The 26,296-nt window shown below is 35.1% G+C and carries 25 protein-coding genes; 7 read left to right on the top strand and 18 right to left on the bottom strand.

The window, feature by feature from the left end:
• Window positions 1-213: 213 nt before the first annotated feature.
• The 11 genes from WAX78_RS22840 to WAX78_RS22790 all read right to left on the bottom strand — a co-directional run bounded on the left by WAX78_RS22840 (window position 214) and on the right by WAX78_RS22790 (window position 11,540).
• On the bottom strand, window positions 214-1,161 hold the full coding sequence (locus tag WAX78_RS22840) for a sugar-binding transcriptional regulator (RefSeq protein WP_336484337.1): 948 nt from the start codon (window positions 1,159-1,161) through the stop codon (window positions 214-216).
• Window positions 1,162-1,447: 286 nt separating this feature from the next.
• The gene (locus WAX78_RS22835; RefSeq protein ID WP_336484336.1) at window positions 1,448-2,167 is read right to left on the bottom strand and encodes a 3-ketoacyl-ACP reductase; all 720 of its coding nucleotides are present in this window, start codon (window positions 2,165-2,167) and stop codon (window positions 1,448-1,450) included.
• Between the two features lie 157 nt (window positions 2,168-2,324).
• A complete protein-coding gene (locus tag WAX78_RS22830; protein WP_413789228.1) occupies window positions 2,325-3,326 on the bottom strand; it encodes a branched-chain amino acid ABC transporter permease in 1,002 nt (333 codons plus the stop codon).
• 7 nt (window positions 3,327-3,333) lie between these two features.
• Window positions 3,334-4,194, bottom strand: coding sequence for a branched-chain amino acid ABC transporter permease (locus tag WAX78_RS22825; protein WP_336484335.1), 861 nt, complete (start codon window positions 4,192-4,194; stop codon window positions 3,334-3,336).
• Between the two features lie 25 nt (window positions 4,195-4,219).
• The gene (locus tag WAX78_RS22820; protein WP_336484334.1) at window positions 4,220-4,924 is read right to left on the bottom strand and encodes a branched-chain amino acid ABC transporter ATP-binding protein; all 705 of its coding nucleotides are present in this window, start codon (window positions 4,922-4,924) and stop codon (window positions 4,220-4,222) included.
• Window positions 4,902-5,675, bottom strand: coding sequence for an ABC transporter ATP-binding protein (locus WAX78_RS22815; protein WP_336484333.1), 774 nt, complete (start codon window positions 5,673-5,675; stop codon window positions 4,902-4,904). The genes WAX78_RS22820 and WAX78_RS22815 overlap by 23 nt, the downstream gene beginning before the upstream one ends.
• Before the next feature lie 232 nt (window positions 5,676-5,907).
• The gene (locus WAX78_RS22810; protein WP_336484332.1) at window positions 5,908-7,131 is read right to left on the bottom strand and encodes a substrate-binding domain-containing protein; all 1,224 of its coding nucleotides are present in this window, start codon (window positions 7,129-7,131) and stop codon (window positions 5,908-5,910) included.
• A 281-nt stretch (window positions 7,132-7,412) separates the two neighbouring features.
• Window positions 7,413-8,336, bottom strand: coding sequence for a CobW family GTP-binding protein (locus WAX78_RS22805; RefSeq protein WP_336484331.1), 924 nt, complete (start codon window positions 8,334-8,336; stop codon window positions 7,413-7,415).
• Between the two features lie 258 nt (window positions 8,337-8,594).
• Complete coding sequence (gene copZ / locus WAX78_RS22800) at window positions 8,595-8,798, bottom strand: copper chaperone CopZ (protein ID WP_336484330.1); 204 nt, start codon at window positions 8,796-8,798, stop codon at window positions 8,595-8,597.
• 21 nt (window positions 8,799-8,819) lie between these two features.
• Window positions 8,820-11,216 carry a heavy metal translocating P-type ATPase gene (locus tag WAX78_RS22795; RefSeq protein WP_336484329.1) on the bottom strand — a complete coding sequence of 799 codons (2,397 nt, stop codon included), beginning with the start codon at window positions 11,214-11,216 and terminating at the stop codon, window positions 8,820-8,822.
• Window positions 11,217-11,228: 12 nt separating this feature from the next.
• Entirely contained in the window at window positions 11,229-11,540 is a 312-nt protein-coding gene (locus WAX78_RS22790) for a metal-sensing transcriptional repressor (protein WP_336484328.1), read from the bottom strand.
• Between the two features lie 239 nt (window positions 11,541-11,779).
• On the opposite strand from WAX78_RS22790, the gene WAX78_RS22785 reads away from it, so the two are divergent.
• On the top strand, window positions 11,780-12,346 hold the full coding sequence (locus WAX78_RS22785; RefSeq protein WP_336484327.1) for a hypothetical protein: 567 nt from the start codon (window positions 11,780-11,782) through the stop codon (window positions 12,344-12,346).
• Between the two features lie 168 nt (window positions 12,347-12,514).
• Here the strand turns inward: WAX78_RS22785 and WAX78_RS22780 are convergent, their stop codons facing one another.
• The gene (locus WAX78_RS22780; RefSeq protein ID WP_336484326.1) at window positions 12,515-14,164 is read right to left on the bottom strand and encodes a multicopper oxidase family protein; all 1,650 of its coding nucleotides are present in this window, start codon (window positions 14,162-14,164) and stop codon (window positions 12,515-12,517) included.
• A 163-nt stretch (window positions 14,165-14,327) separates the two neighbouring features.
• Here WAX78_RS22780 and WAX78_RS22775 point away from each other — a divergent pair, with 163 nt between their 5' ends.
• The 5 genes from WAX78_RS22775 (at window position 14,328) to WAX78_RS22755 (ending at window position 18,464) form a co-directional block, all read left to right on the top strand.
• The gene (locus tag WAX78_RS22775) at window positions 14,328-15,011 is read left to right on the top strand and encodes a response regulator transcription factor (RefSeq protein ID WP_336484325.1); all 684 of its coding nucleotides are present in this window, start codon (window positions 14,328-14,330) and stop codon (window positions 15,009-15,011) included.
• 31 nt (window positions 15,012-15,042) lie between these two features.
• A complete protein-coding gene (locus tag WAX78_RS22770) occupies window positions 15,043-16,410 on the top strand; it encodes a sensor histidine kinase (protein WP_336484324.1) in 1,368 nt (455 codons plus the stop codon).
• 255 nt (window positions 16,411-16,665) lie between these two features.
• Window positions 16,666-17,229: a hypothetical protein gene (locus tag WAX78_RS22765; protein ID WP_336484323.1), complete on the top strand. Its 564-nt coding sequence runs from the start codon at window positions 16,666-16,668 to the stop codon at window positions 17,227-17,229.
• Window positions 17,230-17,232: 3 nt separating this feature from the next.
• Complete coding sequence (locus WAX78_RS22760) at window positions 17,233-17,892, top strand: PspA/IM30 family protein (RefSeq protein ID WP_336484322.1); 660 nt, start codon at window positions 17,233-17,235, stop codon at window positions 17,890-17,892.
• A gap of 110 nt (window positions 17,893-18,002) precedes the next feature.
• Window positions 18,003-18,464 carry an alpha/beta fold hydrolase gene (locus WAX78_RS22755; RefSeq protein WP_336484321.1) on the top strand — a complete coding sequence of 154 codons (462 nt, stop codon included), beginning with the start codon at window positions 18,003-18,005 and terminating at the stop codon, window positions 18,462-18,464.
• A 183-nt stretch (window positions 18,465-18,647) separates the two neighbouring features.
• Here the strand turns inward: WAX78_RS22755 and uptA are convergent, their stop codons facing one another.
• A complete protein-coding gene (gene uptA, locus WAX78_RS22750) occupies window positions 18,648-19,250 on the bottom strand; it encodes an undecaprenyl phosphate transporter UptA (RefSeq protein WP_336484376.1) in 603 nt (200 codons plus the stop codon).
• A 455-nt stretch (window positions 19,251-19,705) separates the two neighbouring features.
• Between uptA and WAX78_RS22745 the strand changes: the two genes are divergently transcribed.
• Window positions 19,706-21,001: an Nramp family divalent metal transporter gene (locus WAX78_RS22745; RefSeq protein ID WP_336484320.1), complete on the top strand. Its 1,296-nt coding sequence runs from the start codon at window positions 19,706-19,708 to the stop codon at window positions 20,999-21,001.
• A gap of 131 nt (window positions 21,002-21,132) precedes the next feature.
• On the opposite strand, the gene WAX78_RS22740 is transcribed toward WAX78_RS22745, so the two are convergent.
• The 5 genes from WAX78_RS22740 to WAX78_RS22720 all read right to left on the bottom strand — a co-directional run bounded on the left by WAX78_RS22740 (window position 21,133) and on the right by WAX78_RS22720 (window position 26,230).
• A complete protein-coding gene (locus WAX78_RS22740) occupies window positions 21,133-22,761 on the bottom strand; it encodes a peptide ABC transporter substrate-binding protein (RefSeq protein ID WP_336484319.1) in 1,629 nt (542 codons plus the stop codon).
• Between the two features lie 152 nt (window positions 22,762-22,913).
• Complete coding sequence (locus WAX78_RS22735) at window positions 22,914-24,221, bottom strand: bifunctional S-methyl-5'-thioadenosine deaminase/S-adenosylhomocysteine deaminase (protein ID WP_336484318.1); 1,308 nt, start codon at window positions 24,219-24,221, stop codon at window positions 22,914-22,916.
• A gap of 101 nt (window positions 24,222-24,322) precedes the next feature.
• Window positions 24,323-24,655, bottom strand: a complete 333-nt coding sequence (locus tag WAX78_RS22730; RefSeq protein ID WP_413789230.1) for a YunG family protein — start codon at window positions 24,653-24,655, stop codon at window positions 24,323-24,325.
• Between the two features lie 70 nt (window positions 24,656-24,725).
• Window positions 24,726-25,172 carry a GNAT family N-acetyltransferase gene (locus WAX78_RS22725; RefSeq protein ID WP_336484316.1) on the bottom strand — a complete coding sequence of 149 codons (447 nt, stop codon included), beginning with the start codon at window positions 25,170-25,172 and terminating at the stop codon, window positions 24,726-24,728.
• Between the two features lie 134 nt (window positions 25,173-25,306).
• Window positions 25,307-26,230: an alpha/beta hydrolase gene (locus tag WAX78_RS22720; RefSeq protein WP_336484315.1), complete on the bottom strand. Its 924-nt coding sequence runs from the start codon at window positions 26,228-26,230 to the stop codon at window positions 25,307-25,309.
• Between the last annotated feature and the right edge of the window lie 66 nt (window positions 26,231-26,296).

The raw sequence follows: 26,296 nt of genomic DNA, 5'->3' as shown, positions 1-26,296 counted from the left end.
ATAAGTTTTTAAAATTGACACCAAAAGGGCGCTGCCATATTAACAGCTCCCTCATAAAACACAACTTTTATTCATTCACAAAAAATCTATTTCACAAATTTCTTATGCAAACCATTACTTCATCATGAAATTTTTATCGAAAAACACATATGTTGCACAACCACATACTAAAAGAAGGTTGCTCAAATTTTTATTTTTGAGAAACCTTCTTTTTTAACCTTTTCGATAATGTAATAACTCTTTCGCGGTATGCTGATCGATAATCAACACATTCGCATATCCGCCTCTTAACGCACCATCAATTGCTTCTATTTTTCTAGAACCTCCTGCAACAAGAACAGAGCGCTTCTTTAATCGTAACTCTTCTAAATCAATACCAATTGTTCGTTGATTAATTTCCTCACTGCAAATATTACCGTCTCCATCGAAGAAACGTGAACAAATGTCCCCAACAGCTTGTTCTTTCAATAAGTTCATTTCTTGTTCATTCAAATAACCTAGTCGAAATAATAAAGCCTCATCCCTAACAGTTCCAACTGTGAAAATGGCAATATTAGCTTGTTTTCCCATCTCAACAATATGATGAATATGCCTATCCTGCTCTACTAATTCTTTTGTAACTGCATTATCAAATATCACTGGGAGTGGTAGGTTTCGCGGTGTCGTTTGAAAGGCGTCCGCAAACAAGGCAATTGTTTCATTCGCATATGTATTTACACTTGAATGACTAATACCGCCTTTTAATTGGACAACTTCTACACCTTTCACATGCTGAGGGACAATTTTTCTAGCGATTTCATACATAGTCGTTCCCCAGCTCACACCAACCACATCACCATTTGTAACAGTCTTCTCCATATACTCAGCAGCATACTTACTAATATACTCCGTAATGACTGTATACTCTGGTACTGAAGCAAATACGACATGCGCCTCTAATAAGTTATATTTTTCTTTAAGTAGGTTTCCTACATTATCTAAATCAGCAAATGGATCAGCTATTTTAATTTGAACAAATCCTTTTTCTTTTGCATATTTTAACAATCTTGAGATCGTCGGCCTTGAGATATTCAATTTATTTGCAATCTCTTGTTGACTATAATCAGATTGGTAATATAACCTTGCAACTTCAACGCTCAATTGTTGTTTTTCTTTATCCATATTCGTTATTTCTATACCCCTTCCAAACTAATTCTCTCTTAATGGAATCATAACATTTCATGTTAGAAAATTCGACTATCTAAATTGGAAATAAACGTATTTCACAAAAACATTTTTTCATAGTTCCCCCATTACGTTTGTCTGTTGATGAAGTGACATGTTGGAATAAGATGAACATTCTATCGTCAAATAATTAAGAAACCATGTACTAAGGTTACGCCTAAAAAAAGATAGCTGTTCTGAAAAAGAACAGCTATCTTTTTTGTTAATTCAATCATCCATTCTCTTACGGATTTGTAGACCATAATCCAGCAGATTTAATGAATGTACGTTTATTTAATTTCAGCTGTGCTACAATAAATTCGGCAATATCTTCAGCTTGCATAACTCTATCTGGATTACCATCTGTCAAACCTAATTCTACTGCCATATCTGTTGCAACTGTACTCGGTGTTAATGCTGTTACACGAATATTATGTTTACGTACTTCCATCGCTAACGATTCTGTTAAACCAAGAACACCAAATTTAGAAGCACTGTACGCACTTGTTACTGGCGCTCCCTTTTGTCCAGCTGTTGATGAAATATTAATAATATCACCGGACTGCTGTTCAATCATTTCTGGTAACGCAGCACGAGTCACATAATAGACGCCCATTAAGTTCACTTGAATGATTTTTTCCCATTCTGCAACATCTAGTTCTAGGAAATTGCCAAATTTAGAAATTCCGGCATTGTTAATTAAAATGTCAATAGAACCTAAACCATTTTTTAATGTTTCAATAGCTGCAGTTACTTCTGAATAAGAAGATACATCAGCAGTAGCAATTACAGCTTTCACGCCTTCTGCCTCAACTTCTTTTGCAACAGCTCTTAAATTTTCTTCTGAACGTGCTAAAAGCCCTACATTCACGCCTTCTTTTGCTAAAGCAATTGCGACAGCACGGCCAATCCCTCTTCCGGCTCCTGTAATTAATGCATTTTTTCCTTGTATTAATTCTGCCAAATCTAACACTCCTTATTCATTCTAAATTGCTAATTTTTTTATATCATGAATTTTATCTATATATTATTTAAAATACAATACTGCACTTTAATGTGCGTAGGTTACCTATAAGTAACTATAAGGTTCATTATCAGTTAAAAAGCCATTTTTTAGTGTATTAAGCACTATGCTCAATTTGCTCCCTCTTCCCTTTTTTCTTATGTCGTTTCCAGCTCACCAACTTCCTAACTGTTCCTAGCATACCTGTTGGAAGACCTAATAAGACGATGATATACAATAAACCAAGAAAAATTGTCCATCGTTCAAAAATTGGATACTGAGCAGCAAGCTCCGACAAATAGTATTTCAAAGATTCAATCATTCCTGCCCCTATTATCGCTCCTAATAATGTCCCAATGCCACCGATTGTCGTCATTAATAAAGCATTTAGCGTCATGTCAATTGAAAAAACGGTCGTATTTACAAAACGAAGTGTGATAACAAATAACCCGCCGCTCACAGATGCTACAATTCCAGCTACAACACTCGCAATTACTTTATAGTGAAGAATTTTATAACCGAGCGCTTCCACACGTTGTTCATTTTGCGAAATCGCTTTTAATACGTTTCCAATTGAAGATTTCGTAAACAGTTGTAGTAATAAAAAAATGATTACTAGACTTATTAATGTAATATAGTAAAACGTGAAGCGATCTCGAAATATATCAGGTACACGGAATGTAAAACCATCACCCCCATGCGTGACAGTTCGCCATTTTTCAGCAAGTACGAAGAATAATTGAGAAATAGCAAGCGTTAGCATCGCATAAAAATGACTTTTTAATCGTAAGGAAAGCATACCGACTATATAACTAATGACCGCAGATAAAGTAACTGCTAAAATAATCCCAATAAAAAAACTCGATATTGTTGCCTCTTGTCGATCTAAAAGGAGTGCAACGCAATAAGCACCGATTCCAAAGAACATACAATGTCCAAACGACACAATTCCTGTATAACCTAATAGAATATCAAAGCTCATTGCAAAGATTGCGAAAATGAAAATTTGTGTAAACAAGATTAACATGCTCCTTGAATCATTTATAAAAGGAAATATGATGAAACAGAAAAGAATTGCTCCTCCAAAATATAAGCTAGCCCGATTAGATGATGTAGTCATAACAATCTCACCCCTTTTCACCAACAAGTCCCGTTGGCTTAACTAATAAGACGAATAACAGCATCAACATGTTTATTGCAAGCGATAAATCTGGAATATAGTATGCTGTAAAAGCTCCTGCCAAACCAACAATTAAGGAGGCGATTACTGAGCCTTGTACACTGCCTAATCCACCAATGATTACAACGATAAAAGCTAAAATAGCATACTGCATCCCCATTTCAGCAAAAATAATACCCGAATAAGGCGCGAGAAGAAAGCCGCCTAACGCTGCCATTCCAGCTCCTAACAAAAACACGAAAGAAAAGATAGCTTTCACATTAATCCCAAGCGCTTGAACCATCTCTTTATCCATTACACCAGCACGAATCATAAGCCCGATTTTCGTTTTTCGAAGTAACAATACAAATCCGATGTAAACGAATAAACCGATTAAAATAACAAATAAGCGATACTTGATTAATATGATTCCATCAAATGTAAAACTTCCTTGTAGCCAATTTGGTAATTTAGCTCCTATCGGATTCGGCCCCCAAAATACTTTTATACATTCACTAAGCACGAGCATACCACCAAGTGTAACTAGAAGCTGACGAACATGATTTCCATAAACCGGACGAATGAGGAATCTTTCTAATATCCAACCAAGAAACATACCCATCACAATAGCACCAAATAATGCAAACATATAACTGCCTGTTACATTAAATAACCACACCCCAGTAAAAGCACCCCATGCAAATAGCCCACCATGAGCAAAATTAAGAACACTCATTAAACCGAAAATGAGTGTCAGGCCAGATGCTAATAAGAAAATAAGCACACCTGTCGAAACACCATTTACGAATAAATTAACTAACACATCCACGTTTTTCACCTCACTCATATCAAGGTTAAGAAATCCCTAAATATTTATGACATGTTTCCTTATCTTCCTTCAGTTCACTCATCGGACCATTATGCACAATTTTCCCATTATCCATAATGTAAAAATAATCGCCAATTTGACTGGCCATCATAAAGTTTTGTTCGACAAGTAAAACAGTTGTTTTCTCCTTCATTTTTAAAATTGAGATCATCAACTTCTCAATCATGATTGGTGACAAGCCTTTACTAGGCTCATCAATAAGCAGTAGGCCTTCACTGTTAATATAAGCTCTTGAGATAGCGAGCATTTGCTTTTGGCCTCCACTTAATAAGCCACTCTTTTTATGCCAAAATTGTTTTAAGTCTGGAAAGAGATTCAGCATCCACTCTACTTTCTCATCTGTTTCTTCATTCTTTTTCGTTTGAGCAAGTGCAAACGTTTCTTCAACCGTTAAGTCGTAAAATATTCCTTGGTTTTCTGGCACATACCCTATACCTTTTCGAGAAATCATATGTGTTGATAGCCCATTTACTTTCTCGTCTCCAAAATAAACTGCTCCGTTAGAAATGGTATGAAACCCCATAATAGAACGCAGCGTTGTCGTTTTCCCTGCTCCGTTTCTTCCAAATAAGACTGTAATGGTTCCTTCCTCCACTCCAAAAGAAACACCTTGCAAAATATGAAACTGATCTAAATATGTTTCTATATTATCCACTTTTAATAGTGTCACTGTATAATCCTCCTAAATATGCAGTTTGCACACGCTCGTCCTTCATAATCTCTTCTGGTAACCCTTCAGCTAATAACTCACCCTGAAATAACACAATGAGATGATCAGATAAATGAAGGACCATATCCATTTTGTGCTCAATTAGCACAATCGTATTTTCACGATTATTTTTTATATTTTCAATTACTTGAAGAATAGCAGGAACTTCTTCAAGAGAAATACCCGCTGTCGGTTCATCTAACAACAACATATCTGTTTTAAGTGCTAAAAGCATTGCAAGTTCCAATTTTCGCTTTTCTCCATGAGCTAAATCTTTTGCAAGTACTTCTTCCTTTTCATTCAGCAACACAACTTCAAGTAAATGGCGTGCTTCTTCTTGTTGCTGCTTATACCGAGACGGGCGCGGAAAGAAATTATAATAATCTTTCGCATAAGACTGTACACCAAGCCGAACATTTTCAAGAACCGTTAATTCTGGAAAAATGTTTGTAAGCTGAAAGGAACGTCCTATACCAAGACGCGTTCGATCTGGAATCGATAACTTTGTAATGTCACGTTCCTTAAAATAAATCTCCCCTTTTGTCGGAGAAAGTTGACCGCTTAACAAATTAAAAAGGGTGGTTTTCCCTGCTCCGTTCGGTCCAATAATGGAAATAAGTTTTCCTTTCGGTATCATCAAATTTACATCTTTAATAACATGATGTTCTCCAAATGAGACACAAAGATCGCGAGTCTCTAACAATTTCTCCACACTATGTCCTCCTCACAAAGAATTCCTTTATAAAGTGAAACTTTTATCATTGGGAGTTTTCTTAATTCCTACTGATTACTAGTCTCCACCTATCTTCTTCGTTTTCTCTGAATCTTAAGGCTCAGATTTTACTACCCTTTCATACGAAGTGAAAAGTTTTCCATCCCTTTATGATAGGAATGGAAAACTTTCACTGTTCGTTACAATAAGAGTTATTTTTTAATTATTCAGATTATTTATTACGAATTGGCGGTTCTGTTTCGGTCATTTTTAATTCCCGCTCTAAAACTGGAACAGGATAATCAATTCCATCTTGTTTTTTCAATGTAATTGAATAAAGCGTTTGCAAAGCTTGGTGATCCTTCGCACGAAATTTCATTGTTCCTTTTGGTGTTTCAAATTCCATTCCTTCCATCTTTTTAATGAGCGTATCAGCATCAGTATCGCCTTTCGTTTTCTTTAAGGCCTCGACGATTGAAATAGCAGCTGACATCCCACCAGCTGTAAACAAGTCTGGAACAGCACCGTTAAATCGTTTTTTATGCTCTTCTACTAACCAATCATTCACTTTATTTTTGGGAAGCGTATGATAATACACTGAAAATCCTTGCATGCCAACTAACGCATCCATCGTTTTTAACGCTGGAATATCAGGTGCACCCGTTGAAATTTTAATACCTTGCTGCTCCACATTCATATCTTTTAATTGCTTCCATGGTGAATTTGCACCTGCCCAAACAATAAATAAATAATCTGGTTTTGAGCTTATAATATTTTGTATATTTGCCGTAAAATCAGTAGAATTCGCATCAGCATATTGCTCATTTACAATATTCGCGCCTAACTTCTTTGCTGCATCTTTAAATGCCGCAATCCCTTCTCTTCCGAATGCATTGTCTTGAGCTAGTGTAGCAATCTTCACATCTTTCTTAGCAATTGATGCTGCACCAGCAATTGCATCTTGAGATGAATTCCGCCCTGTTCTAAAAATATATTTATTCCAGTTCTTCCCCGTAATACTATCTGCTACAGCTGGCTCAACAACCATTATTTTTTCATACTCTTCAGCCAATGGTAAAACTGCTAACGTATCACTTGAACTAGATGAACCAACCAAAAAGTCTACTTTATCTTCTTCTAATAGTTTCGTAGCTTTCTTAACGGCTACATCCGCTTTTGTTTCCGTATCTTCTACAACAAACTTAATCTTTTTCCCTTCCACTTTTCCTGTTCCACCTGTTGCGTAATCTAGACCGAGCTCAAATCCATTTACTGTTTGTTTGCCATACGATTCAAGTGGTCCAGTTAACGAAGCAAGAACACCTACCTTAACTGTTTTTGTTTCCTCATTACCTGTACTTGCTTTTTTTCCAGAGCACCCAACTGATACGAACAATGAACCAAGTATACAACTTGTGCACACCATTTTTAGCCACTTACGTTTTTTCACTGACATCATGATTCCTCCCCTATCATTTACCTTCTTAGAGAATTGAATACACTGAGGTGAACTATCCGTAATAATGACATTTCTCAATATTAATCGCTACTATGATATAAAATTTCTTGAAGTACCTCTAATTTCTCTAACTTTTCCCAAATCCCTCCCAGTTTATTTGTAAATATTTACTAATAACATATTCGTTTCTTAACTAAAAAAGGGAATGACTAAAAAAACTAGTCCTTCCCTCTCTAATAAAATTAATATATTCATCTGAAAACAACCGTACACAAACCTTACAACCCAACTTGTTCCAAACTCTCTAGCTCCTTCTTCAGTTTCGCTTTATCTAAATTCTCTCCAATAATTACAAGGTTTGTAGGGAAACCAAAATCCTGCTCCATTAAAGATGGCACACCAAATGAGTATTGCAGCAAAGTTGGGTATTTATCACCATGAAATTTCACAAACCCTTTTACACGATAAATTCCCTCAGGTAAATTAGAAAGCCATTCGTACAATTTGCCCTGATCAATTGATTTTTTAAATGGATAGGTCATAGTTTGAATATGTAAATGCTGTTCCACATGCAATTTTTCATGATTTTGGTTATCTGCTAGCTTTACCTCTTCGAAATCCTCTAAAGATATATTACAATACTGTGTTTCGTATAATTTTGCATGTCTATTTATTAACGCTACTTCTTCAACAACCTGTTTCTTTTCTTCGTCTCTAAGCAAATCTGATTTATTGATAAGAATATGACTTCCATACTTCATTTGTTCATTTAAAAGTTGTTGCACGCTTTTACTTAATGTTTCCCGATTTAACCACCTGATTGCATCTAATACAACAATAATGGACTTCACCTCAATATAAGGAGCTAAAATAGGTGAGAGACAAGCATCTAATACTTCAATCGGATGCGCAACTCCCGTTGTTTCTATATAAACTACATCAGGTCTCTCCTCCTGATATAAGGAATGTAGCTGAATTTCTAATTCATCTTTCATCGTACAGCAAATACAGCCTTTTAAAAGTTCTCTTAAAATATTTTCTCGTCCTACAATATCTGTATCTACGGAGTATTCGCCTATTTCATTCATTAGCACTGCAACTTTTCGATTTTTCTTCTTTTCTGCTAATAATAAATTTTGAAGCAGCGTTGATTTCCCGCTTCCTAAAAAACCACCTAAAATATGAATTTCTACTTTGTTCATATTATCAACCATCCATTTCTTTGTTTCTGACTACACTTGCAGCTACTTTTACAACGCCACCATAAAACGTAACTATTACGATTTATATTCATTATTCTAGTAAATTCAACTTTATTTGTAAACAAAACACGATTATTGGGATAAAAGATTATGCCTATTCGAAGCCTATCACATTTAACGATACAACTTTATCATTAAATGTGATAGGCCGCTTTTAATAAAACGGCCTTTTTACTAAGATTTATTGAATTTACCTATTTACTTCACGTCATATCCTTGATCTTCAATAGCTTCTTTCATCTTTTCTACATCTACTTTTGCTTCATCATATTTTACATTTACAGTTCCCTCTTGCAGGTTAACTTCTACATTTTGTACTCCTGCTAACTCTGTAAGTGCATTTGTTACTGCCATTTTGCAATGATTACATGTCATTCCTTGTACGTTTAATGTAATAGTCATATTAAATTCCTCCATATTAATTTATATTTTAACGCGTTTCAAACGAAGTGCGTTAGTCACAACAGATACAGAGCTAAATGCCATTGCCGCTCCGGCTACCCAAGGCTCTAATAATCCAAATGCCGCTACAGGAATACCGATTGCGTTATAAAATAAAGCCCAAAACAAGTTTTGACGAATATTTTTCATCGTCTTACGACTTAACTCAATCGCTTTTGGTATATGGGATAAGTCACCGCCAACTAACGTAACATCTGCAGTTTCAATTGCTACATCTGCACCTGTTCCAATCGCCATACCAATATCAGATTTCGCAAGAGCTGGTGCATCATTAATACCGTCACCTACCATTGCGACTCTCTTTCCTTGTTTTTGTAAATCCTCTACAATCTTAGCTTTATCCTCTGGCAATACTTCTGCAAATACATGGTCAATATGAACTTGCTTTGCAATTGCCTCAGCTGTACGTTTATTATCACCTGTTACCATGTATATTTCAATTTCCATTTGCTTGAGTGTTTGAATTGCATCCTTCGAACTTTCCTTTACAGTATCAGCAACAGCGATTATTCCAGCAAGTTTCCCATCAATTGCGACAAGCATCGCTGTTTTACCTTGATACTCTAGTTCTTTCATGACCTCTTCATGCTGTGAGGTTTCTACAGATTGTTCATTCATCAATTTACGTGTTCCAACAAGAACCTTTTTATTTTCAATATCCGCTTCAAGCCCCTGGCCTGGAATTGCTGCAAAGTGCTGTAACTCTTTCGATTTTATCTCATGTTGTTTTCCATATTCAACAATCGCATGCGCTAACGGATGTTCAGAAGCACTTTCAGCTGAAATCGCATAATCCAACATACCTTCTTGAAATTCTAATACATCGGTAACTTCTGGTTTCCCTTTTGTTACGGTTCCTGTTTTATCCAGCAACACTGCATTGATTTTATGCGTCCCTTCTAGGTATTCACCTCCTTTAAAGAGAATACCCTTTTCTGCTCCTTTTCCCGTACCAACCATAATCGAAGTTGGTGTAGCCAAACCTAGTGCACACGGACATGCAATGACAAGAATCGCAATTCCTACTTCCAATGCTTTTGGTAAATCTCCTGGTGTTATAAAGAAATACCATACAATAAAAGCAACTAAAGCGATCGCTACAACAATAGGAACAAAAATACCCGAAATGATATCTGCTAATCTCTGAATAGGTGCTTTAGATCCTTGCGCTTCTTCAACAATTTTAATAATGCCCGCTAACGCTGTGTCTTTTCCAACTTTTTCAGCTTGAATGGTCAGCATCCCATTTGCATTAATCGTCGCACCAATAACAGAATCTCCTTCTTTTTTATCCACTGGAATAGACTCTCCAGTAATCATAGATTCATCAACAGAAGATACTCCCGAAACTACGATACCATCCACCGGTATTTTTTCACCGGGTTTTACAATCATGATATCTCCAATCACAACTTCTTCTAGCGGCACTCGTACCTCTTGACCATTACGAACAACAAGCGCATCTTTCGCCTGTAAACTTAACAATTTAGAAATCGCTTCTGTGGTACGTCCTTTTGCCAATGTTTCAAAGTACTTTCCAACCAAAATTAACGTAATTAAAACCGCGCTTGTTTCAAAATATAAATCAGGAGTGTATGCAGGATTTCCTAACGTTTTCAAAGTTTCATATAAACTATAAAAATAAGCTGCTGATGTTCCTAATACAACTAAAACGTCCATATTCGCACTTTTATTTCGAAGAGCCCGGTAAGCACCTACATAGAAGTGTCCTCCAATGTAAAATTGAACTGGTGTTGCTAATAAAAGTTGAAACCACGGATTCATAAGAATATGCGGCACTGGTACTCCTGTATCAAATGGCATATGTCCAAGCATTGTATAAAGCAAAGGTAAGGACAAAATAATAGAAATAATAAGTTGACGCTTTTTCTCCTTAATAATTTCTTCTTTTTTTTCGGAACGCTCTGCGTTTTCGTTACGGATGTGCCCCTTATATCCAATTTTCTTTATCTTTTCTAAAATATTTTCTGTAGAAACTAAACCTTCATTGTACTCTACAACGGCGCTATTTGTAGCTAAATTAACAGTTGCATGAGAAACGCCTTCCATTTTATTTAGTACTTTTTCAATTCGATTCGCACAAGCTGCACATGTCATTCCCTCAATATCAAAAGTAACTTTTTCTGCTGATACGCCATACCCTAATTTCTCAATTTTCTCTTTTATATTTGAAATTTCTTGCTGAGAAGAATCATATTTGATACTTGCTTTTTCCATTGCTAAGTTTACGTTAGCTTCTACCCCATCCATTTTATTTAACACTTTTTCAATCCGGTTGGCGCAAGCTGCACATGTCATTCCTGTAACTCCAAGCGTAACATGTTTTTGTTTATCCACCTTATACCCCTCCTATTTTGAAAATTGCTTTATTACACTCATCAATTCTTGAATGGATTCGTCCCCATTCCCCTCATGAATCGCCTTTGCTACACAATGTTTTGTATGGCGCTCCAATAAAGAAAAACCTACTTTATTTAAGGCTGCATTAATCGCTGAAATTTGAATTAAAATATCAACACAGTAACGGTTATCTTCTACCATCTTTTGAACACCACGTACTTGCCCTTCAATACGCTTTAAACGTTTTATAACACTTTGAATTTCCTCTTCTGTTCGAGGAACCATTTTTTGATCTATATTATTTCCCTCACAATGATCCATTTATATCACCTCTTGTATTGTAATTATCAATCTTTACATACATTATACGGGTATGGGGTATAAAAAGCAACTGTTCATAAGTCTATTTTTTGAAATGTTTTCAAATAAAATACATACAAACACGCGCTTGTATGTATTTTATCAACACAACTATTTTCATTACCTTTCTTAAATTGTGCGGATATTGTGCAGATTTATATAAGCATAAAAGCTCTGGATTTGTACATATGATGAAGTGAATGAAAGGACAGGGAGGTATCACTATGTCGACATATACGTTAACTACCCTAACGCTTTGTTTTATCTTAGTTATTGTTGCAGCATACATTTCTAAATCTAAAGGTACCCTAATGGAGTATATGGTATTTGTGATGTCTTTTAGCATGAGCATAGGATTAAGCATAGGATTTTATTTGGGTATTATCTTTAAAGGTGACTTGTTGTATTCTGCTTTACTTGCTATGTTGATTAGTGGCATAGTTGGACTTTTAGTTGGGCTATCCTTTCATCTGTACCCTGCTTTAGAAGGTATGTTTTCTGGATTGATGGCAGGTATGATGGGAGCTATGGTGACAGAAATGTTGAATGCTCAGCAAGCACACAGTATACTTCTTATTAGTATTTTGCTCACAATTACTATTACTACGTCATGTATTATTCAATTCTTGTCAAAAATTTTCTCTTCTTACATTCACCGCTGGTTTCTATTTTTACTTTCAGTTAGCATTATAATTCTCCTCACTGTTTTTATAACATTTCCAGATCATAATTCACCTTCTTCTCAACACAATCAACATATACATTAACTAAATCAAGATTTCAAAAAACAGTATAAAGTGAAACTTCCATCAATGGGGGCTTATTGCCCACGAATAGCGGAATCGATTAAACGCTTCATACAACATATCAATAAAGCAGCTCTCCAATTGGAAAGCTGCTTTATATTATCTATAATAAATTACACAAATTTCACATCACTCTGGCATATTAGGAATATTAGGATTGGGAACATAATCAGATTTATAATCTTTATATTTCACTTCTGTTACCATCCCTGCAGAGGCATGATGCAAATCATGGCAATGGAACATCCATTCACCTGGATTATTTGCTACAAATGCTACCTCATATTCTTCTCCTGGTTTCAAGTTTAATGTATCCTTTACAATCGGAGAACCTTCTATTGGTTTTCCATTTTTACTTAATACTTGGAAGAAGTGCCCGTGCAAATGCATCGGATGATCATCCATTTTAGAACGATTTACTAATTTTACTTTTACTAGATCGCCTTTTTTCACTTGAATTGGATCAATATTAGGGAATGTTTTCCCGTTAATTGTATATACCATTCCATTGCCGTTCATTTCTGTGTTCAAATCCATTGTATATGTGGCATTATATTGCTGATCTAATGTGAAGCTTCCTAATTTCTTAGAACCATATTTCGTTATATCTAATTTTGGAAGTTTTTCTTTTTCATTCGCTTTATCTTTCATATCTTTGCTGCCATCATACTCAATAACAGCTTTCATTCCTTTTACACCTTTTCCTTCTCCATGGTCCTCAACATACCATTTCCCAGGGTTATTCGCCGTAAACTCAACATCATAACGTTCCCCCGGTGCAATTGAAATCACTTCGTCTTTTACAACCTTTGGATCATTTATTGGCTGCCCATCTGTTGCAATTACTTTTATATCATGACCATGAACATGGATGTTGTGTGATAAGTAACCAGCATTGATAAATCGTAGCCGAACTTTATCACCTTTTTTTACTTTCAACGGCTCTATTAAATCCCCGCTTTTCCCATTGATTGTGAATAGATCATACATACTCATATTATGACCTTCCATATTCATATTTCCATGATCCATTCCTTCCATATTGCCTGATTCTTTTTTATTACTTCCCATATCCATACTAGAATGATCCATACCGTTCATATCATCATGCTTTTCCATATTTCCATGATCCATACTAGACTTATCACCATCTGATTTTTCGGTTTTCTTTTTTGTCATTTCCTTAATTTGTTTGTCAATTTCTTTTTTATCAGTTACCCATTCATCTAACATTAACGTGTAATCTTTATCATATTTTTCATTTGTATCTTCTACAACAAGAGCACCATACAGTCCTCGATCTAGTTGATTAACGGAGTCTTGATGCGAATGATACCAATACGTTCCTGGTACGTTTGCTTCAAATTCATACGTAAAACTTTTCCCTGGCTCAATCGCGTCTTGCGTAACTCCTGGAATTCCATCCATGTTGTTTGGAACAGGATATCCGTGCCAGTGGATCGATACCGGTGCAGATAGTTCATTTTTTAGTGTGACCTTAACCTTTTCACCTTTTTTCACACGAATTTCTGGTCCAGGAGAAGAACCATTAAATGTCCATACTGGAACAACAACACCGTTACTTAGCTTTTGCTTCTCTTCTTTCGCCACTAGCGTAACTTCAGGCCCCTTTATCACTTGTAATGGTTTTGTCGCTGTTTCGGTCTGTGTGGTCTTTTTATCGTTCATATTTTTATGATCACTTGTTGTAGTTGTAGAACATGCAGCAAGTAAAGAAATTACTACGACTGAAATCCCTGTTAATACCGTTTTCTTCATAAAAAATCCCTCCCCAGTTTGTTCGTAATTATTATATAGAACAATTATCAAGAAATTATGGAGAGACAAAAACGAGAAAACAAATAGCGGCCTGCATAATTTCTTCAATATCTTTTAGTAAAATATCTTATGTTTATGTATCATTTAATTAAGGAGGGCCTATATGATTAACATTCTATTAGTAGATGATGAACCACGTATGCTAGATTTACTTTCATTATATTTAGCCCCTAGGGGGTATCACTGTACAAAAGCAACTTCTGGCAAAGAAGCGATTTCTTTATTAGAAGAAAAAGAATTTCGATTAATTTTACTAGACATTATGATGCCCGAAATGGATGGTTGGGAAACTTGCGCGAGAATTCGTGAGTTCAATAGTGTACCAGTTATCATGCTAACTGCTCGTGATGATACACAAGATGTTGTACAAGGATTAAAAAGAGGAGCTGACGATTATATCACGAAACCGTTTCATGAAGAAGAATTATTAGCTCGCATAGAGGCCGTGCTACGCAGAACAAAGCAGCATCATAAAATAGAATATAAAGGATTGGTGTGGGATGAAGCAAAACATACTGCTTCTGTGCATGGAAATGAACTGTTATTAACCCCAATTGAATTTTCGCTACTCGGTTTATTTTTAAATAATGTAAATTACGTATTTAGTCGTGAGCAACTTATTGAACGTATTTGGGGACATACATCAGAAACAGAGGATCGAACTGTAGATTCGCATATTCGTAACTTGCGCGAAAAATTACGAAAATCTTCATTTCCAATTCATGATCACCTTAAGACGATATATGGAATCGGATATCGCTGGGCAAGTGAAGAGAAAGATATATGATATTACTAAACAACAAGGATCGTGAAGGTTTATGAAACGTATCTCAGTAAAATTCGGATTTTATTTTTTTATTTGTACTTTTCTAATTGAAAGTATATTGTTTCTTTTACTTTATTACAGCTTGGTCAATACGAGAGTTCAGGAAGAAGTAAAATCTCTCCTTACTAGAGGAAATAATCATCGTGATGTACTGGAGAAATACTTCGATGATCAAACTATATCTCATGTGGCTCTCATGGAATCGGAAGCAGAAACTAAAGTTGTCATTACTTCGAAAAATGGAGAAATTCTTGCAAAATCAAGCAATGTAGATTATTCCATGGAAAAACATTTACATACAAAAATGTCCCTTGTTAATAAAAATGGCACAGTTGTGGAAGATCATTGGAAAACATCTAATTATATTTGTACAATTAGTCCCATTCAAGTTGGTAGTGATACGAAAGGATATGTATACATGTTTCTAGGTACTGACTCCATTAAGCAAATGATTCAACGCTTAACATACCAATTTATAGTTATTGGTGCCATTACCTTTATCCTTACTGTTATTACCATGTTCTTATTATCAAAACTTCTCACTAATCCTTTAATTAAAATGAAAAAAGCAACAGAAAAAATGAGTAAAGGGGATTTATCCGTATCTTTAAATATTAATAGAAATGATGAAGTAGGAGAACTAGCGCAGTCTATCCAAAAACTTGCAGATGATTTAAATTATTTGAAAAAAGAACGAGGTGAATTTCTAGCTAGCGTTGCACACGAACTTCGAACACCGTTAACATATGTTAGAGGATACGCTGATATTCTTATTAAAAATCAGATTCCTGCACAAGATCAAAATCATTATTTATCTATTATTAAAGAAGAAGCTGATCATGTAACACGGCTTGTTCAAGATTTATTTGAATTAGCTAAAATGGAAAAACACAATTTTGTTATTCATACAAAGCAGACTAATCTATATAACTTATTAAAAAACATATTAACAAAAATCCAACCAGCTTATACCGATAAAAATATTCGTATTATTTCCTCGTGTCCAGAAGACGTTGTTCTTCTACTCGACGAACAACGTTTTGAACAAGTTATTCTCAATCTGTTAAACAATGCATATTCTCACTCTGACATAAATTCTAAAGTATTTGTTACAGTTACAGAGAACAAGGAAATCGTTAAGATTAGAGTAAAAGATGAAGGAGAAGGCATCCCTGAACAAGATCTATCTCATATTTTCGAGCGGTTTTATAGAGTCGATAAATCCCGAACTCGCGCAACAGGCGGAAGCGGTTTAGGTCTTGCAATTGTAAAAGAAATTATTGAATTACATGGAGGCAATATTTCTGTAGAGAGTGAATTAGGTTATGGGACTATTTTTACTATCTATCTAAAAAAATGAAATATGTTATTTAAAAATTAACTCGTCAACTATTTGGCGAGTTTTTAATTATAATGAGAATTTTCTTATATATTTCTCATATTTTCATCATTCCCCTTTCATTCCCTTCTCACATCTAGGATTTACACTAGGAATCACTAAAGATATAACGAGGTGATATATTCAAACAAAAACATTCAGATTTTGACTCTATCAAAAGTAGTTCTAGATTCATTTTTTCTTGAAACATCATGAATCATAGATGGAGGTGAACACATGAAAAAGAAAAAGAACAAATGCAAAAAGCTGCGCTGGCTAAAATGGATTTTAATCCTTCCCCTGCTTCTTACTTTACTATTCTTCGGACTACATAGTATGAAGCACGAAAGATGGGATTATGAGAAGCATAGAAAAGCTGAATATGCCGTTGCCTCCCATAAAGAGGGACAAGCTTTCTTTACGGAGAAAGGGCGCTTCGCTGACTCTGAAAGACATACTCATCATGAAAAGCATCATGAAAAAGAGTTTGGTGATGTATTCTTTGCACCATTCCTATTAGAACTTGGCTTTGTTCTTTTCGGTTGGTTAATTCTTCGCAAATCTGAAGGAAATATGGCTAAGAAGTGGACAGGAGTGCTACTCCTTGTTATCGGTTTATTCCCGTTCATTCCAATACTTGCGCTTGCCGCAGTTATTATTTGGGCGTATAAAAAATTCAAACAAAAAAGAACGATAGCAAATGAGCATATCGATATTCACACATATAATTTTTCAACAATGCAAAAACAAATAGACATTTTAGATCAATGGGAACGTAATATTCGTAAGGAGGAGAACTAAACAATGGGTATCCTAAAACGTATTAAAAATATTGTAATGGCAGATGTACACCAAACGTTGGATAAGCTAGAAAGCCCTATGAGCATGCTGAAACAATACTTGAGAGAGACAGAAGAACAAATTACAAAAGCGCAAAAAGCTCTTGCTCACCAATTATATTTAGAAAAGAAATATGAAGCATTAATTTTGGAAGCTGATGCTCTTATCGCAAAAAGAACTCGTCAAGCTGAACTTGCGGTATCTCGCGAGGAAGATAACATGGCACAGCTAGCTTTACAAGATAAAATCACAAATGAAAAGAAAGCTGCATTATATCGTGACCAGTACGAAATAACAAAGCAACAAACAGCTGCATTATATGAGCAAATTGACAAACTGCAAGAGAAATATCAAGAATTACAATATAAAGAACTTGTACTTGTTTCCCGATTAAATGCGGCGCAAGCCATAAAAAATAGTAACACTGCACTTGCTTCTTTCCATACAGAAAATGCAGTGAAAGGCTTTGCACGTGTTGAAACTTACGTGCAGAAACTAGAAGCAGAAGCAGCTGCAAGTAACTATTTTTATCAGTTAAACGCTCCTAATCAAGCACAAATTTTAGACCATAATCTACAAGAAGAAGTACAACAAGCATTAGCAAAATTAAAAGAAAATAAATAGTTTCTTTTTCAATTAACTATTATGTAATATAAAAAAGCCCATCTCATATGGGCTTTTTTATATGTAAAATTTCTCGTAAACAAAAGAGCTGTATCAAAAGCCACCTTTACATGACAAACCCCACAGAGAAAATGAATTTTCTCTGTGGGGTTTGTTATTTTTTATGTTTTCTTCTTGAAACAAGTTGTTCTTTTCCGCTTGTTTTAAGAAGTTATGAGCTAATGGGGAAATATCACGATTTACAGTTTATGGATAGGAGAAACCCTGAAATCTTAGAAAGCTTAGATAAGGAGCTTAAACACCGTTCTGATTTTCGAGAATATATACATACTGCTCCTGAGTTCTTTGAAGATTATACTCAAATTACACCTGAAATCTCAGTACCAACCCTCGTAATTAGTGGCAAGTATGATGATGCTATTGGACCAGATCACTATAAAAAATTTAAGTTCCCTAACATGTCTGTTACTATATTAGAAGATAAACATCATCCTTATTTAGAAAACAAAGACGAATTTAAGCGTGTAATTCAGGAATTTGTACTAAATACATCTACCCTTAAAACAACTTAAATATACTCACGAGAAAAGGAATTGTGGAAACATAAGATGTTTATACATAAAAAAACACTTTTTCAGTTTAATACTTTATTCTATGGCCTGAAACATTTTTTATATAACATATATAAAAAGGGCTGTCCCATAAGTCAGTGTAACTAACTTATGGGACAGCCCCTTTATATCATAAAAGTACGATTATGCTTTTGACACGTTCTTCTTCATAACCTTTCTAATTATATAGACGGCTAGTATGACAATCGCGCCGATCATAATATACTTCACATACGGACCAGACACTTGATTAGCTTGTTCCCATCGGCTTCCTAATACATTACCTAAGTAAATAAAAAGCATACTCCACGGAACAATTGCAACCACTGTGTAAAGCGTGAACTTTGTTGCAGACATTTTTGAGATTCCTGCTGGAATAGAAATAGCATGTCTTACTACTGGAACGAATCTTGCAGAAAAAATCACACCTGATCCATATTGTTGGAACCATCTTTCAGCCATTTCTAAATGCTTAGGACGAATTAACAAATATTTTCCGTATTTTAATAAAAAAGGCCGGCCAGCATAATATCCTAACCAGTATAGGAATAATTGAGCAATTGTGCCTCCAATCGTTCCCGCAAGAACAGCCCCCCAAAATGTCATCTGTCCTTGTGATACAAGAAATCCTGCGTACGATAGAACAACTTCACTCGGAATCACCTCAATCATAAGCGCTAGCATGACACCACCATAACCGAGCTTAGCCAAAAACAAAGAAATTGCATGAATTGCTGCGTGCATTATCAAAACCTCCAAAAAATTACTGCCTTTGGACATTCTAACAATCAAAACTAAATAATAGATGAAAACAAGATTAGAATCACATTAGAAATGTGAAGTATGTTACATTTTCAAAATATACACTCGATTTTCTATCTAACTCTTCTTGTCAAAGATATCATTTTTACTATACACAAATCCTCTTTTCAAAACACCCTATTTATTTAATGTTTCATAAAGTGAAATTTCCATCAGTGGAGGCTTACTGCCCACGAATAGCGGGATAAATACTTAACTTACAAATCCACTATATGTATAAATAAACTAGCACAATTGTTTCCTAATGTAATATAATTTGCACAAAGGAAAAATTTATGTTCAAATAAAAGAAATATAATTTATGTATTTTGATTTAATAAAATAAATAACTAACATAAATACAACAAAATGCACCTAGATAACAAAAGGGGAAACAAAACATGACAGAAAACAGAAAAGAACGAGAACACCTTCCACCAGAAAATAAGACGATGCAATCAGCGCAATTAGTTTTAAGCGGTGAAACAAAAGGACTGAAACGATTATTACCATTTTTGGGACCCGCTTTTATTGCATCTGTAGCTTATATTGACCCAGGTAATTTCGCTACAAATATTGCTGCCGGATCTCAGTACGGCTATTTACTACTTTGGGTCATCCTTGTTTCAAATTTAATGGCTGTATTAATCCAATCCTTGTCAGCTAAATTAGGAATTGCAACTGGAAAAAACCTTCCGGAAGTTGCTCAAGAGCATTTTCCAAAGCCTGTTTCTATTGGGTTATGGATACAAGGTGAATTAGTAATTATGGCGACTGATCTCGCTGAATTTATCGGTGCTGCCTTAGGGTTAAATTTACTATTTGGCATTCCACTATTGCCCTCAGCGTTAATTACAGCAGTAGGCTCATTCATTATTCTAGAGTTTCAACGCAGAGGATTTCGTCCGTTAGAAGCAGTCATTACTGGTATGGTCTTTATTGTCGTTATTGCTTTTGGCGTGCAAGTATTTTATGCAAAACCAGAACTAAGTCCTCTTCTATCGGGACTTTTCGTTCCTAAATTTCAAGGTGTAGATAGTATTTTACTTGCAGCTGGAATTTTAGGTGCAACAGTTATGCCACACGCAATTTATTTACATTCTGCTTTAACGCAGCGCCGCGTAGTAGGAACGACAGATGAACAACGAAAAAAGATTTTCCGTTTTGAATTTATTGATATTGTAATTGCGATGGTCATTGCCGGAGTAATTAATGCAAGTATGTTAATTGTAGCAGCTGCTCTATTCTTCAAACATGGCTTGCATATTGAAGACTTAGATGTTGCTTTTCACGGATTTGAACACTTAGTCGGATCTGCATCAGCAATTCTTTTCGGGATTGGTTTACTAGCTGCGGGCTTATCTAGTTCTTCCGTAGGTACGCTGTCCGGTGATATTATTATGCAAGGATTCGTCCGTATGCACATCCCTTTATATTTGCGACGATTTATTACAATGGTTCCGCCGCTTGTTATTATTGCATTAGGTGTGAATCCAACTCATGCCCTCGTAATGAGTCAAGTCATTTTATCATTTGGGATTGCATTTGCATTAGTTCCGCTCATTGTTTTCACAAGTAAAAAGAGCATTATGGGTGGTCTTGTCAATCATCGTGTTACAACAACACTCGCATGGATAATTGCGGTATTAATTATCGCCTTAAATATATTCTTGTTGTATCAAACATTTGTTGGTTAAGAAAAAAGAGAATGCCCTCAAATCTAAAGGTATTAGATTTGTACGGCATTCTCTTTTTATTTTGCTATTTGTGAAATAAAATAAAAAAGAGCTAAGACTTCCCAAAAGCTCTTAGCCCTTTTATATACTACCTATTGCTCTTTTCGACTTATATAAGCATGTTTATACGTATAAACACCACCAAATTGATGCATTTCAATTCCTTTTACATATTCCTTTTGAAGGTATGCTGAACCAGTATGATAAAGCGGTGCAACAGCAGCGTCTTCTAATAATATTCTCTCTGCTTCTTGCATAGCTTTCCAGCGTTTTTGCTCTTCCAATACAAGATCATTTTTCGCACTATTTATAAGTTCATCATAATGCTGATTAGAATAGTTCATTTTATTATTTGGATTATCTGTCGTAAATAATTCTAAATAGCTAATCGGATCTTTGTAATCCGGTCCCCATACAACCATCGATATATCATACTGTCCTGTTTGTTCAAGTTGTAATTTTTGTTTAAATGGTTGTGGTTTTATTTTTATTGTTAATCCTTGTAAATTCTTTTCAAGTTCTCCTTTTATATATTCCGCTGTCTGCTTCGCTTGATCCTGTTCGTACGTTAAAAATTCAAGTGTTATCTGTTCTACACCAAGCTCTTTCTTCGCATCTTCCCAAAAATTCTTTGCCTTTTCAACATTATATACGGCAAGGTCACCGTTCTCTTTTCTGAAATCTTTTCCATCTTTTTCATTTTTGTATCCTTCGGGTATTAATCCTTGAGCTGCTGTTGCACCGTTGTTTAGAAAATGATTTACTACTGCTTCTTTATTTAAAGCCATAGAAATTGATTGTCGTAATTTTGTATTTGCTAGTGCAGAATTCTTTTGATTAAAACGTAACATAGCTATAGCAGGATCTTTCGTTGTATAAAAATCACTTTCCCCTTTATATGTATCAACAAACGAAGAATTAATTGGAGTACGATCGATACTACCAGTTTCATATAAATTAACAGCTGTTGCTGTATCTTTTACAATATGAAAATTAATTTCTTCTAATTTCACGGTATTTTTATCCCAATATGTATCATTTCTCTTCAACTTAAATTCTTGTTCATGTTTCCATTCCGATAATACAAATGGACCATTATAAATCATATCTTCTGGTTCTAATCCATACTTACTCCCTTTTTCCTCAACAAACGATTTGTGCTGTGGTAAATAAATAGGAAGTGTCAGTAAATTAAGGAAGTAAGGAATCGGTGTCTCTAACTGTACCTCTAATGTAACATCGTCAATAGCTTTTACACCTAGTTGATCTACAGCTAAAGCTCCTTTATTTATTGCTTCTGCATTTTTTATATAAAATAACATGTATGCATATTGCGATGCTGTTTGCTGGTTCACTGTACGCTGCCATGAATAAACAAAATCATTTGCTGTTACAGCATCCCCATTCGACCATTTTGCATCTTTACGTAAATGAAAGATATATGTTTTTCCATCTGTACTTTTTTCAAAAGATTTTGCAACACCAGGCACTGGATTATCTTTCTCATCAAGTACATATAACCCTTCAAATATATTTTGCATGACATGTGATGATGTACCGTTCATTGATTTTGCAGTATCTAAGGACGGAATTTCTTCTGATATCGTTACATTTAATACTTGTTTTTCACTGACTTCCTTCGGTTTACTCGAGTTATTACTACAAGCTGAAATTAATAAAGAGGTGGCAAGTATAACTCCCATCATTAGTTTTTCTTTCATAAATCGGCTCCTTTAATTAAATTACAAAACGTTATATATTATAACAGAATAATTATCTCAAAAGTGTTACATTTCACTGAATTTTTATTCTTTCAAATATAAACAAAAACGCTATCCTTTCATTTGATGAAAGGATAGCGTTCTCTTATTACTTACATATTCAATCCTTGTTTATAACGGCTTGCTTCAAAAATAATACGTTCTTCATCTAACGTTTTACACTCACCGTTCCAAACAATTTGTTTTCCATTAATAACAACATCTGAAACGTCTTTTCCGCTCGCTGCGTATACAAGGTGTGACAATACTTCTTCTGCCGGTTGTAAATGCGGCTTTTTAGATGGATCAATTGTAATAAAGTCAGCACACTTTCCTACTTCTAATGAACCTGTTTGCTTCATCCCAATTACCTCTGCACCTACTTTTGTTGCTAATGTGAGAAGTGTTTCAACAGGTAATGTTGTTGCGTCTTTATGAACACCTTTTTGTAATAAAGTCGCAATGCGCATTTCTTCAAACATGTCTAAATTGTTATTAGAAGCAACACTATCTGTTGCAATTCCAACCTTTATTCCACTCTCTAACATTGCTCGAATATCTGCTATACCCGATCCTAATTTTAAATTACTAATCGGATTATGAGCAACGCGAACATCGTTTTCCGCTAAAAAAGCGCGCTCATTATCATTCAGCACAACACCGTGAGCAATTACAGTCGGTCTCTTGAACAACCCACAATCTGCTACATACTCTACCGGACGTTTTCCATATTGCGCTTCAATATCCTGAACTTCACGATCTGTTTCGGAAAGATGAATATGAACCATCGTCTTATTTTCCACTGCAATTCGTGCACACTCTTCTAACATTTCCGTAGAACATGCATATGGACTATGTGGAGCGACCATCGTCGTTAACATACCATCTTCATTGTAATAACGTTTCACATACTTCTCCGCTTCATGAATTGCTTTCTTTTCATCTTCTTTCGTTCCGAAGCTAAATAATGTTCGCGAAACAGCAGCACGCATTCCGCTTTTACGAACAGCTTCCATAATAGAATCCTGATCTACTCCGATTGGATTAAACATATCAGAAAATGACGTAGTTCCACTTTTCACCATTTCTAACAAACCAAGCTCTGTACTAGCAACAGCAAGCTCTGGCGTAAATTGGCTTTCAAGTGGCCAAATTCTCGTTTCAAGCCATGGCTTTAGGAGCATATCGTCACCAATTCCACGTAAAATACTCATCAAGACATGCGTATGAGTATTCACCAGACCAGGTAAGACCCACTTTCCATGAAGATCAATAACATGATCCACTTGTTTCTCACTAGGTAATTCTCCTGATTGCACTCCTATAATTTGACCATCTTCTACAATGATATATCCGTTTTTCAATACTTCATTCTTTTCATTTAAAGTCACGATTGTGGCGCTTACATAAGCTGTTTTCAAAAATATTTCCCCTCTCGACTCTTTTTGATATAAACATTCCTTCTCAATAAGTTACTACGACTATAGTAACTTATTGATTAACAAGAGTCAAAAGATAATTATTACAAAATAACTTCCTTTATATGGATACGAACCTTTTGTTTCAAAGTATCATATTGCTTTTCATTTGTATCTGCAAATGCTTCTTTTCTATTAGAAGGAATGTCCATATATGTTATCTCTTCTAAAAATTGCGATGCTGTAAAATCATACCTTTTACCGTTGATTCTGTTATAAAAATGCCAGCCTTCCGGAACTTTTGTCTTCATGATTTCCCCTTCAAACAAATCATGGATTACTAATGCTGTTACACCGCATTGCCCTTTCGCTGGATTATCCGAGATCCATTTTGAACTCGTCTCTATTGACCAAGATTGAAATAAAATATCTCTCATTTTTTCTATTTTCGTATACACTGTACTTAGCATCTCCTAACTAAATTCAAAATATCCAATGCGAATTAATTTACAAATCATACCGTAAAAGCGGCAGCATGCGATTTTTAAAAACCGTAGAAGGTATTTCTCCTATTTGTTTCGCTCCCATTTTTACGTAATACCCTTTTGCATTCGGATCACTATCAATCGTAAAACTCTTAATGTTTAATTCCACAGCTTTTTGAACAACACTTTCCCAAAGAATTCTGCCATAGCCTTTCCCTTTGTAATTTGGGTGTAAGTATAGAAAATCAAGGCTGTCTCCTTCTTTTCTTTGGAAAGAAAAAAAGCCGACAGTTTCTTGTTTTTCTTCTAAAATATAAACATAGTTATTCTTAATATATTGTTCTGTAATGGTTAAATCTTCCTTACACGCTAATATAAATTCTTCACTATAATTCCAAGTTGCTTTTGACGATAATGCGAGGTTACTTAGCTCGTTTGCTTCTTCTAATAACGCTGCTCTTACAATCATTCATTTCTCTCCCTTTCTTCTTTATACATACAACCAAGAGATGAATGAATTCATCACATTTAAAATTCTTTCATTTCTGAATATTAATTTTACTATAAAAAAACCTCACCTATAAAAAAGGAGAGGCTTTCACCTTACACAATATGCGCGTTTAACCAAGAAATCACATCTTGAAATACTTCCTGTCTGTTCACTTCGTGGAACATTTCATGCCTTCCATTCTCGTATAAACGAATTGTTACATTTTTAACACCACATTTTTTATACATATCATATACTTCTTGTACACCTTTTCCCATATTTCCAACCGGGTCACGGTCTCCAGAAAAAATATGAATAGGAAGCTCTTTTGGTGTTTTCTTATATTCTTCAAGCTTATTTACCATCAGCACACCGTTAAATAATTCACGGTAAAAGCTCGTTGTACAAATAAATCCACATAATGAGTCTTCTATGTATCTATCAACTTGATTCGTATCCGAAGACAGCCAATCAAACTTCGTACGGTTTGGCTTAAAGTGTGAGTTAAAATTACCAAATGACAAGAAATTCAGCATTGGACTTTTCGTTTTTGTGCCGCGAAGCTTCATTTCAATCGTTGCCACTTTATGACCAATGATTCCTAAAAGCCCCGGATTCCCTCCTGTTCCAGAAATAAGAAACCCATTATATAACTCTCCGCGAAGCTGCACAGCACGTCTTGATAAGAAAGATCCCATACTATGTCCTAATAAGAAAAGTGGACAGTTATGTTCCTTACGAATAAGCTCCGAAATGAAGATTACGTCAGAAACAGCTTGATTCCAGCCTATATTCGGCTCAAAATGACCAAAATCTTCATCCTGCTTCACTGTTTTTCCGTGCCCTCGATGATCATGAGCATATACCCCGTATCCAGCTTCCAATAACGCTTCAATCCATTCTTTATAGGCACCAGCATGTTCCGCCATACCATGCGCAATTTGAACAATCCCACGAGATTGACTTTCTGGTAACCATCGACGTAAATAAATTTCCGATCCATCTGACGTTATAATGAAGTTTTCTTGTATATTCATTTCGGATTCCCCCAAATCTATCATCTATTTTATAACATTATGAATCTACACCCCTATAAAATGAAT

This window comes from Bacillus yunxiaonensis (genome assembly GCF_037104695.1).
GTDB classification, from domain to species: domain Bacteria; phylum Bacillota; class Bacilli; order Bacillales; family Bacillaceae_G; genus Bacillus_A; species Bacillus_A yunxiaonensis.
Note: the sequence above shows the minus strand (reverse complement) of the source record. Positions and strands in the feature narration are given on the sequence as shown.